This window comes from Caulobacter sp. GW821-FHT05F04 (genome assembly GCF_059419665.1).
This window is the reverse complement of record NZ_JBWKSF010000008.1, coordinates 222,314-234,690: the sequence shown is the minus strand read 5'-3', so window position 1 is coordinate 234,690 and position 12,377 is coordinate 222,314. Positions and strand designations below refer to the sequence as shown.

The window sequence follows — 12,377 nt, the reverse complement described above, 5'->3', positions numbered from 1 at the left end:
CGCGAAGCGGCGCCGCATTCGCCGCTGCAGCCTGGCGCCCGCTCAGTTCGCCTGAGGAGGCCCATGGGGGACAAGCGTGTCGTTCATATCGTCGACGACGAGGAGACGATCCAGCGGTCGGTCGGCTTCATGCTCCGCGCCACGGGCTTCAGCGTCGAGACCTATCCGTCGGGGACGGCGTTTGTGGCCGTCGCGACGCAGGCCAAGATCGGCTGCGTCATCCTGGACATGCAGATGCCGGGCCTGGGCGGGCTTGAGGTTCAGGTCGCCCTGGCCGATATCGGCGTCGACATGCCGGTCGTCGTGCTGACCGGCAATGGCGATGTCGCCCTGGCGGTCCGGGCGATGCGGGCCGGGGCCGTCGACTTCCTGGCCAAGCCTGTTGAAAAGGCCATGCTGCTCGAAGCGCTCCATCGCGGCTTCGCGCGCATCGACCGGGCCGATGGCCGGGCGGCCGAGGAAGCCGAGGCGCAGGGCCGCGTCGAGGCTCTGTCGCCGCGCGAGCGGGATGTCCTCGAAGGTCTCGCCCAGGGGCGCGCGAACAAGGCCATCGCCTATGATCTCGGGATCTCCTCGCGCACGGTCGAGGTCTGTCGCGCGAGCCTGGCACGCAAGCTCGGCGTCCAGACCTTGGCCCAGACCCTGCGGATCGCCTTCGCGGCGGGGATGGGACGGCCGCCGCGAGCCTAGACGCTCGCCGCGGCGGCCGCCCCGGCGATCGCTAGTCCGCGATCAGATGAAACCGCTCGACCAGCTTGGCGATCTCGGTGCCTTCCAGCGTCTTCAGCAGCAGCTTGCGCAGGATGGCGGGGCCGGGGATCTCGATGCCCTCGCCATCCCGCAGCGGCGCGACGGCGGCGAGCAGAGTGCGAATGTCATAGGTCGAGTTGAACACTTCGGGCACGCCGCGCTCGACATCGAGCAGCGTGTAGACCGCCTCCATCGGCGTGCGGACCGAATACTCCGTGGTGAAGATGCAGTCGCGCTGCTTGGACTCGGCGAACTGGCCGATGAAGGCGAAATTGACGGCCCCCGCCGGGACCACGTCCGGCCGGTCTCCGGCCTGGCGGGGCATGAAGAAGGCGGTGATATAGGGCATCATCACCGGCACGGTCCTGGCGCCGCTCGCCGCGAGATCGGCGATATCCTCGACCGGGACGCCGAGGTGATAGAGCCATTCCTGGGTGATCTCCTCGCCAGTGCAGGCCTGCATCGGCTTTTTCACATAGTCGCCGGGCCGATCGACGAACAGGGCGTAGAACCAGGCCACGAGCTGGTCCTTCGGCTGCTTCTTGAAATGGGGCTGGCGGCTGACCGTCCAACTCAGCAGCCAGCTCGAATCCTTGGCCGTGACGATGCCGGCGGTGACCACCTTGCCGCTGAACGGATCGCGCTTGGCGATCTTGCGGATGTACTGCGGAATACGCGCGTCGAGCGTGGTGATGGTCGCCGACGCCCATTTGGTCTGCGCAATATGGGCCCCGAACACGTCGGGACGTCCGAAGGCCGGGTCCTTGGCCGCGATGCGCCGCCACAGGTCCCAGGCGGGCGCCGGGCCTTGATTCAGCTTGGCCGGGGTCTGATGGTCGCCGCTGTCGGAATTTTCGGTCAGCGACCCGATGGTGATGAACACCAGATCGTCGGGGCCAAGATCGACGCCGCCCTCGGCGCCCTTCTCGATCCAGCCGATCCGCGTCGCCTGCTTGCGTTCGGCGTCGATCGCGAAATCGATGTCGGTGACCTGAACGCCGTAGCGGAACCGGACGCCCTGATCCTGCAGCCACTTGACCAGCGGCAGGACCATCGACTCGTACTGATTGTACCGGTTGAACTTGAGCGACGAGAAGTCGGCGAGCTGGCCGATGTGGTGGATGAAGCGGTGGAGATAGAGTTTCATCTCCAGGGCCGAATGCCACTCCTCGAACGCGAACATCGTACGCCAGAACAGCCAGAAATTGCTCTTCAGGAAATCGGGGCCGAACACCTCGTTGATCCGCTTGTTCTCCATCTCTTCGCGGGTCGCCAGGAAGACGGAGAGGAGCTCTCGTTGGGCCTTGTCGTTCAGCGTCAGCAGCGCCTTGTCGGGCACATCCTGCCCGCGGCTCTGCGTGACCCGCTGCAGCGAGACGTTCGGATCGTCCTTGTTGAGCCGGTAGAATTCGTCGAGGACGCTGGCGTCTTCGATCTCGAGCGAGGGGATCGAGCGGTAGAGATCCCAGAGGCACTCGAAATGCGCCTCCATCTCGCGCCCGCCGCGGATGACGAACCCCTTTTCCGCCACGTCCAGGCCATCAAGGGCGCCGCCGGGAAGCTCCAACTCCTCGAGAAGCGTGATGCGCTCGCCCGCGACGCCGCCGTCCCTGATGAGGAAGGCCGCGCCCGCCAGGCCGGCGAGGCCCGCGCCGACGAACCAGGCCGTCGCCCTGTCGGCCCGCTCCGGCTTGCGGGGACGGACGAACGCTTCATAATTTCCGCGGCTGTAATGCATTGGCGGGCTCCTAGGGGCGGCGAGCGGTTTGGGCGGCGGCTTCGGGACGAGCGCGCATGCTCATATCTTCTGCCGATTGAGCCGCAGCGCGTTGGTGACCACGCTGACCGAGGACAGCGCCATCGCCGCGGCCGCGATGATCGGCGAGAGCAGGATGCCAAACAGCGGATAGAGCACGCCGGCCGCCACGGGCACGCCCGCGACGTTGTAGATGAAGGCGAAGACCAGGTTCTGGCGGATGTTGGACATGGTCGCCTGGCTCAGCCGCCGCGCCTTGACGATGCCGTTGAGGTCGCCCTTGAGGAGGGTGACGCCCGCGCTCTCGATCGCCACATCGGTCCCCGAGCCCATGGCGATGCCGACATCGGCCGCGGCGAGGGCCGGCGCGTCGTTGACGCCGTCTCCGGCCATGGCGACCACGCGCCCCTCGCGCTTGAGACGCGCGACGACGGCGCTCTTCTGGTCGGGCAGGACCTCGGCTTCCACTTCCTCGATGCCCAGACGCCGCGCGACCGCCTCGGCCGTGGTGCGGTTGTCGCCCGTCAGCATCACCACCCGGATGCCTTCGGCCTTGAGGGCGGCCAAGGCTTCGGGCGTGGTCGCCTTGACGGGGTCGGCGATGGCGAAGGCGCCGCCGACCCGGCCGTCGACGCCGATGAAGATCGCCGTGGCCCCGTCGCGGCGAAGGGCGTCGGCCTGCTCCGCCAGGGCCTCGGTCGCGACGCCCTCGTCGGCCAGGAACCGGGCGTTGCCGAGCACGATGCGGCGGCCCTCGACGGTTCCCAGCGCGCCGCGCCCGGTCGGGGAATCGAAATCGCTGACCTCGGCGACCGCGACGCCGCGCGCCTTGGCCGCTTCGACGATGGCCAGCGCCAGCGGATGTTCGGACGCCCGTTCGACGGACGCGGCCAGCCGCAGCAGTTCGACCTCGTCAAACCCCGCCGCGGGCACGACCTGCGTGACCGCCGGGCGGCCCTCCGTCAGCGTGCCGGTCTTGTCGACGACCAGCGTGTCGACCTTCTCCATATGCTCGAGCGCTTCGGCGTTCTTGATCAGGACGCCGACGCCCGCGCCCCGGCCGACGCCGACCATGATCGACATCGGCGTGGCGAGCCCCAGCGCGCAGGGACAGGCGATGATCAGGACGGCGACGGCGGCCACGAGTCCGTAGGCGAAGCGCGGCTCGGGCCCCCAGACGCTCCAGGCGATGAAGGCCAGGACCGCCACGCCGATGACGACCGGGACGAACCAGCCGGAGACCTGGTCGGCCATGCGCTGGATCGGCGCGCGCGAACGCTGGGCCTCGGCGACCATCTGGACGATGCGGGCGAGCATGGTGTCGCGACCGACCTTGTCGGCGACGATGACCAGCGCGCCGGTCTGGTTGAGCGTGCCGCCGATCACCTTGTCGTCCTTGGCCTTCGTGACCGGCATGGACTCGCCGGTGACCATCGACTCGTCCAGCGAGGAACGGCCGTCCTCGACCACCCCGTCGACCGGGACCTTTTCGCCGGGCCGCACGCGCAGACGATCGCCGACCGTCACCAGATCGAGGCTGACCTCCGCCTCCGACCCGTCCGCCGCGATGCGGCGCGCGGTCTTGGGCGCCAGATTGAGCAGCGCCTTGATCGCGCCCGATGTGCGCTCGCGCGCCCGCAGTTCGAGCACCTGGCCCAGCAGCACCAGCACGGTGATCACCGCCGCGGCCTCGAAATAGACCGCCACCACGCCGTCGGTGTTCTGGAACGCGGGTGGGAAGACCTGGGGCGCGAGCGTGGCGACGACGCTATAGATCCAGGCCACGCCCGTCCCCATGGCGATCAGCGTGAACATGTTGAGGTTGCGGGTCTTCAGCGAGGCCCAGCCACGCTCGAAGAACGGCCAACCGGCCCATAGGACCACCGGGGTAGCCAGGGCGAACTGGACCCATATCGAAACCGGCATCGGGATGATGTGATGCAACGCGGGGAATAGATGGCCGCCCATCTCGAGGATCAGCACCGGGATGCTGAGAGCCAGACCGACCCAGAAGCGGCGGGTCATGTCGATCAGCTCATGGCTGGGACCGGCGTCGGCGGTCACCGTCGCCGGTTCGAGCGCCATGCCGCAGATGGGACAGGCTCCGGGATGGTCCTGGCGGATCTCCGGATGCATGGGGCAGGTCCAGATGACGCCTTCGGGCGCGGCCGACGCGGCCGACGCGGCCGGCGCGCCGAGATAGCGGTCGGGATCGGCGATGAATTTGGCCCGGCAGCCCGCGCTGCAGAAGTGGTGCGGCTTGCCGGCGTGCTCGGCATGGTGCGCGGTCTTGGCCGGGTCCACGCTCATGCCGCAGACCGGGTCCTTCACCTGGTCGGCCGCCGGGGCGCCATGCGCCGTGGGCTTGGTCTCGTTCATCCGCGCGTTCCTTTCGCCAGCAGCCCTTGTAGGGTCTGAGATCGTGCCGGGGTCAATACGTACTCTCCTCAGACCCGCGGCTGGAGAGGGCAACAGGCCGCGAGGCGTTCGACAAGCCGCGCGGGCGCCAAGCAACGGCGCGGCCGCACTTTGCGCTGAAATTCTGAGGGGACCGGCCGGCCCGCGCGTAAACGCGATAGGACCCCGCGGATACAAGCGAGACCGTGACCCATGGATGCACTATCGGACCCGCGCGCGTGGGGGCTGAAGGCTGGCGCGCGGCGTTGTCGGGCGGCCTGCCGGTCCGGCCCCGCGGGGTGTCGCCAAGCTCGCGCTCGCGCCGCATCGCCGCGCCTGCGCGCCGCGGATCTGGCCTGAGCCGGCGGCATGCGCGACCAGGATCAAGGCCCCGAGGCGGGCGTGGCCGCCGTCGAGCAGCTTGCGCGGCTGTTTCTGCGCCAGGCCGGCGGCTATGTCCTGACGCTGCTTGCCGCCTCGGGACGGGTCCTGAGCTACAATATCGGCGGCGAACGGATCGAATGCTGGTCAGCCGATCACGTCGTCGGCCAGCAGCACGATGTCTTCTATCCGCCCGATGAGATCCACGCCGGGCGTCCCCGGGCGGATCTCGCCGCGGCCTTGCGCGACGGCGTGCTGGAGCGCGAGGCCTGGCGGGTCTGCGAAAACGGCGCTGAATACCTCGCCCGCCTGACCGTCACGCCGCTGTTCGACGCGGGCGCGCATCGCGGCTTCGCCTGCATCGCCCGCGACATCACCGACGAGGCCGCGGTGCGCGCCTCCATCGAAACGCGCGAGCAGCATTTGCAATCGATCCTGGCGACGGTGCCGGACGCGATGATCATCATCGACGAGGCCGGCGCCATCACCTCGTTCAGCGCGGCGGCCCAACGCCTGTTCGGCTATCGCGAGGCCGAGCTGATCGGCCGCAATGTCGCGTGTCTGATGCCCGAGCCGGACCATGGCCGGCACGACGCGTACATCAACCACTACCTGCAGACCGGCGAGCGCAGGATCATCGGCGTCGGCCGCGTCGTGGTGGGGCTGCGACGTGACGGGTCGACCTTCCCGATGGAGCTTTCGGTCGGCGAGGCGGGCGAGAACGGCCAGCGGCTGTTCACCGGCTTCATTCGCGATCTGACCGCCAAGGAGCAGGACGAACTGAAGCTGAAGGCGCTTCAGGCCGAGCTGGTTCATGTCTCCCGGCTGAGCGCCATGGGCACCATGGCCTCGACCCTGGCGCATGAACTCAACCAGCCTCTGGCGGCCGTCTCGCTCTATCTGGAGACGATCCGCGACATGCTGGAAGCCGAGCAGGGGGAACCCTTCGCCACCTTTCGCCGGGTCATGGACGAGGCCGCGCAGGAGACCCTGCGCGCTGGCCATATCGTGCGCCGCCTGCGCGACTTCGTGGCGCGCGGCGAGGTCGAGAAGAGCCTGCACGACCTGGCGCAGGTGATCGGCGACGCCGGCCAGCTGGCGCTCGTGGGCGCGCGCGAGCGGGGGGTGCGCAGCTTCTTCGATTTCGATCCGGCGGCCACGCCCGTCCTCGTCGATCGGGTGCAGATTCAACAGGTCCTGGTCAACCTTATGCGCAACGCCATCGAGGCGATGGCGGACACCCCGATCCGCGACCTGAGAATCGCCACGCGCCTGCGCGGCGACGGCCTGATCGAGGTCACCGTCGAGGATAGCGGGCCGGGCATCGCCGAGGACATCGGCGAGCAGCTCTTCACGGCGTTCGTCTCGACCAAGGCCGACGGCATGGGTCTGGGGCTCTCGATCTGCCGGACCATCATCGAAGCGCACGGCGGGCGGATCTGGGTCGAGGCGCCTGAGCGTGGCGGCGCCCGGTTCCATTTCACCTTGATCCACGCGGGGGCGGAGGAGGATTATGGGGGATAGGCGGATCATACACCTCGTCGACGACGAAGAGGCGATCCGGCGCGCGGCCGGGTTCGCCTTGAAGACGGCGGGCTTTGGCGTGGAGACCTACGCTTCGGGCGTGGAGTTCCTGAGGGCGGCCCGGTCGACGACCCAGGGCTGCGTCATTCTCGACGTGCGCATGCCGGCGATGGACGGCCTGGAGGTGCAGACCGCCATGGCCGAGCGCGGCATCCAGATGCCGGTCATCGTGCTGACGGGTCATGGCGATGTGTCGGTCGCGGTGCAGGCGATGAAGGCCGGCGCCGTGGATTTCCTCGAAAAGCCCTTCGAGAAGGCCGCTCTTCTCCATGCGGTCGAGCGAGCATTCGCGCGTATCGACGACGCCGACGTCCGCGCGATCGAGGCGTCGGACGCGCAGGTGCGCATCGCCAGCCTCACCCCTCGTGAGCGCGAGGTGCTGGAGGGCTTGGCCCAAGGCCATCCCAACAAGACCATCGCCTATGACCTTGGATGCTCGTCACGCACCGTGGAGGTGCATCGCGCCAGCCTGATGACCAAGCTGGACGTGCGCAACCTGTCCGAGGCGCTTAGGATCGCCTTCGCCGCCGGGATGGGCCGCAAACCCAAGTGACTGCGACGTTTACGTAGCGACCCGGAGGCGGCGGACATGCGACGGTCACCAGGCTTTCAACCGGATGCCTTCATCGCGCGATGTTATCGGTCAGTTCCTCGCCGCGCGATCGCCGCTATACGGTCCTCGTCTCCGACGATGATCCTGGCGTGCGACGCGGCCTCCTCCTCATGCTTCGAGCCCGCGGCTACACGGTGAGCGGCTACACCACGGGGAGCGCCCTTCTGGCTGATCCGCGCGCTAGGGAAGCCGATTGCGTGATCCTCGACTACCGGATGCCCGACATCGACGGCCTGACGCTCCTGGATCATCTCCGGCGCCAGGGCTGGCGCGGCGGCGCCATCCTGATCTCCGGCTTCTACGACGAGGATCTCGAGCAACGCGCGCGCGCGGCCGGCTTCGATCAGGTGATCCCCAAGCCGGTGATCGGCCGGGCGGTGCTCGAAGCCTTGCGTCGGCAGTCGGGGATGTCGCGCGACGCGCATTGACCCGACGCCAGCCCATGGCCCTGACCGTTGGAGGTCAGTAGCGGGCGAAAACCCGCGCGCCGGCCGGCCCGAAGGCCACGACATCGTAGTGTTGCCGCGCCCCGCTCGGCGCCGCCATGCCCTCCGAGCCGATCGGCATGCCGCCGACGGCGAGCCCCTTCACGCCAGCCGGCCGGGCGGCCAGGAGACGCTTCACCTCGGCGACCGGCACATGACCTTCGATAACGAAACCGTCGATGATCGCGGTGTGGCAGGAGGAAAGCGCCGGCGGCAGGCCGGATTGGCGCTGCAGGCGCACGCGGGCGACCTGATCCCTGACGATGACCTTTCTGTCCAGTTTCGCACGGACGGCCTGGGCCCAGGCCTCGCAGCAACCACATCCAGGGTCGCGATAGAGCAGGATGTCGCCAGCCGCCAGCGCGGCGCTGGGCAAGGCGAGCAACAGCAGAACGGCGGCGAGGCGGATTTTCATGGGCGGACTCCTTGGCGTGAAGCTGGGCGCGTGGCGGACGCGGCTCTCGGACGTGGCGGCGCTGTCACGCCCTTTCCCCGGCTGGATGGACCGGTGTCGCCGTCCGGCGCCATATCGCCGGCAGAAGCGCGAGCAGACCGAGCGACAGCCAGCCGATCGCTTCGACGACGGCCGCTTGCCGATGGGGTGACACGACGGCGAGCGACATGGGCGCCAGCGCCTGGCCGAGGCTCGCGGCTGTATGCTGCAGCCCAAGCATGACTCCAGAGGGCCGCATGGGGCCGCTGATCCAGAAGCTCGTGACCAGCCGAAGACTGGCTGAGCTCCAGCCGGCGACGGCGATGAGACCGGCCATTTCGACCACGGTCGTTCCAAACCGAAAGAGAAACAGCGACAGGGCTAGAAGCGCGAGCGTGAGGCAGGCTAGGCGTCGAGGCGCGGTCACCAGCCAGGTGACGCGGGTGTGGAAAAGCTGAGCCGCCAACATCGCCAGCCCGCAGAGACTGAGCATCCCGGCGATCGCCTCGCGGCTCAGCGCGCCCTCGGAGCGGGTCACGAGCAGGCTGACATGCATGGCGGCGAGTCCGCCGCCGCCGACGATGGTGACAAGCAGGAGGACAAGCGTGACGACGCGCGGCGGGGCTTGCAGGCGACGTCCCTCGGGACGGGCGGCACAGCGGGCCGGCAAGCGCACAATGCCGGTCGTCAGCGCCAGCGCCAGCACGGCGATGACGAGCGCGAGCACCAACAGCGGCGTGCGGGGAAAGAGCGACGCGGACGCTTCGGCGAGCAGGGGGCCGAACAGGTCGCCAAGAAACATGAAGGCCGTCAGCCAGGTGAAACGCCTCGCCTGCTCGTCCCGGCCACCGGGTGCGAAGTTCGTTGACAGCAGCGCCAGCGGGATGATGGCGGCCGCGGACAGCCCAGCCAGCAAGCGAAGTCCATACAGCATGGGGAGCGGGACCGCCCCGACCGGCGCGGTCGCCAGCGCGAGGACGACCAGGGCCGTGCGCAGAATGATCCGGTAGTCGATGCGGTCGGCGAGCCATCCCCAGAGCGGCGCGAAGACGAGCGCCGCCAGCGGGTGGGCCGCCGTCAAACTCGCGACATGGACATCGTGGATGCGCAGCGCCAAGTCGGCCTGGCCTCCGTCGACGAGGGTCGGGAGAAAGGCGAGGACGGCGGTCTGGCCCGCAGACGCCGCCGCGACCGCGAGAAGCAACAGGATCGACGCAGCCGTCTGGCTCCGGCCAGGGCTATCGTCCGCCGCAGAACACGTCAGGCCGTCTTCCGGTCGCCAAGGCGCCGCGCAGCGCCTCACCACCATGATCGCAAGCCGACAACCACCCGATGCTCGGCCGGGCGCTGGCGATCGGCACGTCGGAAGTCGGCGGTGTCGTCCAGCGCCCGCTCCCAGACGAAGCCGACATAGGGCGCGAATTTCCGCGAGACCTCGTAGCGCAGCCGAGCGCTCAGCTCGACGTTGCTGAAGCCGCCGCCGAGCTCACGGTCGGTCGAGCGCTTGGAATAGAGGTTGGTTTCGACCTGCGGGGTCAGGATGAGGCGATTGGTGAAGCGGACCTCGTAGGCGCCCTTGGCGCGGGCGCCGAGGCGGCCGTCGTCGCCGACGTAGCCGGTCAGCTGGACATCGAACCAGTAGGGCGCCAGGCCCTCGACGCCGGCGGCGAGCCAAGTGGTCGCCCCCTTGCCGAGATCCTGACGAACGCCCAGCAACGTGCCCCAGAACGGGCTCTTGCTGCGCCACCACAGCGCCTCGACGCTGCTCTCCGGATCGAGGCGATCCTTGGAGTTCTTGAGGCCCTGGCTGCGCAGCCAGAGCTTGCTGTCGTCCTGGCCCTGGGTGACGAGGACGGTCCAGCCGACGCCCTGCCCCTCGTTGCCGCTGGCGAACTCCAGTTCGTCAACGAGAACCTTGGGGATCGACAGCTTGTCGGCCATCTCGTAGCCCGGCAGCGTCGAATTGCGATAGCCGTCCGCATAGTCGTCGGAGTTGCGGGCGTCCGGCGGAGCCTTGCCGCCCTGCATCCGTCCCATGTCCATGGTCATGCCGCCGGCGGGCGTCCCCGCGCCGGACATATCCATGCCGGACATATCCATGCCCGCGTGATCCGCAGGCGCCGCGGGGGAGGCCGTTGGGGCCGGGCTCGGCGGCGGTGGCGCGGCGTGCTGATGGGGGGCGTCCTGGGCGATTGCGGGCGCGGCCACGGCCGAAACGCTCAGAGCCAAGGCGAGCAGAGACGCTCGCGAGAGGGCCAGACGGGTCATGCGACGACCACCTCCCGGAACATGCCGGCCGCCATGTGGTAGAGCAGATGACAGTGGAAGGCCCATCGCCCCATGGCGTCGGCGGTGACGCGAAAGCTGATCCGCTGGGCGGGCTGGACCACCACGGTATGCTTGCGGACCTGGAACGCGCCGTCCGGGCCTTCGACATCGCTCCACATGCCGTGGAGGTGCATCGGGTGGGCCATCATCGTGTCGTTGACGAGAACGATGCGCAGCCGCGCGTTCGGCTTGAAGTGGAGCGGACGGGAATCGTTCAGCTTGATCCCGTCCAGCGTCCAGATGAAGCGCTCCATGTTGCCGGTGAGGTGCAACTCGATCTCACGCTCCGGCTCGCGAGGATCCGGATCGCCGCCGGGCGTGCGAAGGTCGGCCAGGGTCAGCACCCGCCAGGACCGCTCGCGCAGGCCCGCGCCGGGATCGTCGAGATTGGTGCGCGGATAGTCGACGCGCATGTCGGTGTTGGCGCCGTACTCGGTGCGCGCGTGACGCGCCTTCGGGGGCGTGTCCGCCATGCCGTGGCCGGCGTGTTCGCCGCCCATGGCGGCCATGGCGCCCATCATGTCGACCGGATCGAGCCAGGTCCGCGCATCGAGCGCCGGCGTCGGCGCCGTCATGCCGGGCGCTGGGGCGATGACGCCGCGGGCGAAGCCGGTCCGGTCGATCGATTGGGCGAAGATCGTGCGGGCGCCGTCGCCCATGGTGAACTCGACGTCGTAGGTCTCGCCCGGCCCGATCCGGAACTCCTCGACCGTCACCGGCTCCACCGGCTGGCCGTCGGTCGAGACGACGGTCATCGCGACGCCGGGAATGCGCACGTCGAAGAAGGTCGCCGTCGCCGCGCCCACGAACCGCAGGCGAACCCGCTCGCCGGCGGCGGCTATGCCCGTCCAATTCCCGGCCGGCGGCGTTCCGTTCATCAGGTAGGTGTAGGTGGCGGCCGAGACGTCGCTGTAGTCCGTCGGGTTCATCCGCGACCGGTTCCACATCCGCCGCCGCGTCAGGGCCTGGCCCGCCCCCAGGCGGCTCACATCATCGAGGAAGTCTCCGGCGGTCGGCTGCGCGAAATTGTAGTAGCTGCTCAGCTTCTTGAGGTTCGTGAAGATCTGCAGCGGCGGTTCGTCCGACCAGTCGCTCAGCAGGATGGCGTAGTCCCGATCGGGCGCAGGTCCGGTCGGCGCGCGCGGCTCGACGATGATCGCGCCATAAAGCCCGGTTTGCTCGGCCAAGGTGTGCGCGTGATACCAGTAGGTGCCCGCCTGACGCAGCTCGAAGCGATAGGTGAAGGTCTCGCCGGGCGCGATCCCGGGAAAGCTGATGCCCGGCACGCCGTCCATCTCGGCGGGCAGGATGACCCCGTGCCAGTGGATGCTGGACATCTCCTTGAGGCGGTTGCGGACGCGCAGGGTGACGGTGTCGCCCTCGCGCAATCGCAGCACGGGGGCGGGCACGGCGCCGTTCACCGCCGTGGCGATCCGACGCTTGCCGGTGAAGTTGACCGGCAGTTCGGCGATCTCGAGATCGAATTCGGTCCCGCGCAATTCGGCGGTCGCGGCGGCGGCGGGGCCCGCCAGCAGCGCCGGCGAAACTCCGGCCACCGCCCCGCTGACCGCCAGGCCCTGGACGAAGCGGCGCCGTGTGGCCGGCAAGGTAGGACTGTCGAACATGGTTTGCTCGCGGTTCGTCGCGGGG

At 68.9% G+C, this 12,377-nt stretch carries 10 protein-coding genes; 4 read left to right on the top strand and 6 right to left on the bottom strand.

What is annotated here, in order from left to right; genetic code table 11:
• The first annotated feature begins 63 nt into the window (after positions 1-63).
• Positions 64-690, top strand: a complete 627-nt coding sequence (locus tag AC07R7_RS20530; protein WP_062099708.1) for a response regulator transcription factor — start codon at positions 64-66, stop codon at positions 688-690.
• Between the two features lie 31 nt (positions 691-721).
• On the opposite strand, the gene AC07R7_RS20525 is transcribed toward AC07R7_RS20530, so the two are convergent.
• Entirely contained in the window at positions 722-2,488 is a 1,767-nt protein-coding gene (locus AC07R7_RS20525; protein WP_062099707.1) for an oleate hydratase, read from the bottom strand.
• A gap of 60 nt (positions 2,489-2,548) precedes the next feature.
• On the bottom strand, positions 2,549-4,885 hold the full coding sequence (locus tag AC07R7_RS20520) for a heavy metal translocating P-type ATPase (protein WP_062099706.1): 2,337 nt from the start codon (positions 4,883-4,885) through the stop codon (positions 2,549-2,551).
• 387 nt (positions 4,886-5,272) lie between these two features.
• Between AC07R7_RS20520 and AC07R7_RS20515 the strand changes: the two genes are divergently transcribed.
• The 3 genes from AC07R7_RS20515 (at position 5,273) to AC07R7_RS20505 (ending at position 7,909) form a co-directional block, all read left to right on the top strand.
• The gene (locus tag AC07R7_RS20515; RefSeq protein WP_494636428.1) at positions 5,273-6,808 is read left to right on the top strand and encodes a PAS domain S-box protein; all 1,536 of its coding nucleotides are present in this window, start codon (positions 5,273-5,275) and stop codon (positions 6,806-6,808) included.
• Entirely contained in the window at positions 6,798-7,421 is a 624-nt protein-coding gene (locus tag AC07R7_RS20510; RefSeq protein WP_172274909.1) for a response regulator transcription factor, read from the top strand. The genes AC07R7_RS20515 and AC07R7_RS20510 overlap by 11 nt, the downstream gene beginning before the upstream one ends.
• 80 nt (positions 7,422-7,501) lie before the next feature.
• Positions 7,502-7,909: a response regulator gene (locus tag AC07R7_RS20505; protein ID WP_101714500.1), complete on the top strand. Its 408-nt coding sequence runs from the start codon at positions 7,502-7,504 to the stop codon at positions 7,907-7,909.
• Between the two features lie 34 nt (positions 7,910-7,943).
• Here AC07R7_RS20505 and AC07R7_RS20500 read toward each other — a convergent pair whose 3' ends face one another.
• From AC07R7_RS20500 to AC07R7_RS20485, 4 genes are all read right to left on the bottom strand, one after another.
• On the bottom strand, positions 7,944-8,381 hold the full coding sequence (locus AC07R7_RS20500; RefSeq protein ID WP_062099702.1) for a DUF411 domain-containing protein: 438 nt from the start codon (positions 8,379-8,381) through the stop codon (positions 7,944-7,946).
• 64 nt (positions 8,382-8,445) lie between these two features.
• On the bottom strand, positions 8,446-9,708 hold the full coding sequence (locus tag AC07R7_RS20495; protein ID WP_062099701.1) for an MFS transporter: 1,263 nt from the start codon (positions 9,706-9,708) through the stop codon (positions 8,446-8,448).
• Positions 9,699-10,484: a copper resistance protein B gene (locus AC07R7_RS20490; RefSeq protein WP_156449520.1), complete on the bottom strand. Its 786-nt coding sequence runs from the start codon at positions 10,482-10,484 to the stop codon at positions 9,699-9,701. Before AC07R7_RS20490 ends, AC07R7_RS20495 begins: the two co-directional genes overlap by 10 nt.
• Positions 10,485-10,663: 179 nt before the next feature.
• Positions 10,664-12,352, bottom strand: coding sequence for a copper resistance system multicopper oxidase (locus AC07R7_RS20485; protein ID WP_172274912.1), 1,689 nt, complete (start codon positions 12,350-12,352; stop codon positions 10,664-10,666).
• Between the last annotated feature and the right edge of the window lie 25 nt (positions 12,353-12,377).

Coding starts and splice junctions, on each gene's coding strand:
- AC07R7_RS20530 (WP_062099708.1), top strand. CDS start 64: ATGGGGGACAAGCGTGTCGTTCATATCGTCGACGACGAGGAGACGATC.
- AC07R7_RS20505 (WP_101714500.1), top strand. CDS start 7,502: ATGTTATCGGTCAGTTCCTCGCCGCGCGATCGCCGCTATACGGTCCTC.
- AC07R7_RS20525 (WP_062099707.1), bottom strand. CDS start 2,488: ATGCATTACAGCCGCGGAAATTATGAAGCGTTCGTCCGTCCCCGCAAG.
- AC07R7_RS20485 (WP_172274912.1), bottom strand. CDS start 12,352: ATGTTCGACAGTCCTACCTTGCCGGCCACACGGCGCCGCTTCGTCCAG.
- AC07R7_RS20495 (WP_062099701.1), bottom strand. CDS start 9,708: ATGGTGGTGAGGCGCTGCGCGGCGCCTTGGCGACCGGAAGACGGCCTG.
- AC07R7_RS20520 (WP_062099706.1), bottom strand. CDS start 4,885: ATGAACGAGACCAAGCCCACGGCGCATGGCGCCCCGGCGGCCGACCAG.
- AC07R7_RS20500 (WP_062099702.1), bottom strand. CDS start 8,381: ATGAAAATCCGCCTCGCCGCCGTTCTGCTGTTGCTCGCCTTGCCCAGC.
- AC07R7_RS20490 (WP_156449520.1), bottom strand. CDS start 10,484: ATGGATATGTCCGGCGCGGGGACGCCCGCCGGCGGCATGACCATGGAC.
- AC07R7_RS20510 (WP_172274909.1), top strand. CDS start 6,798: ATGGGGGATAGGCGGATCATACACCTCGTCGACGACGAAGAGGCGATC.
- AC07R7_RS20515 (WP_494636428.1), top strand. CDS start 5,273: ATGCGCGACCAGGATCAAGGCCCCGAGGCGGGCGTGGCCGCCGTCGAG.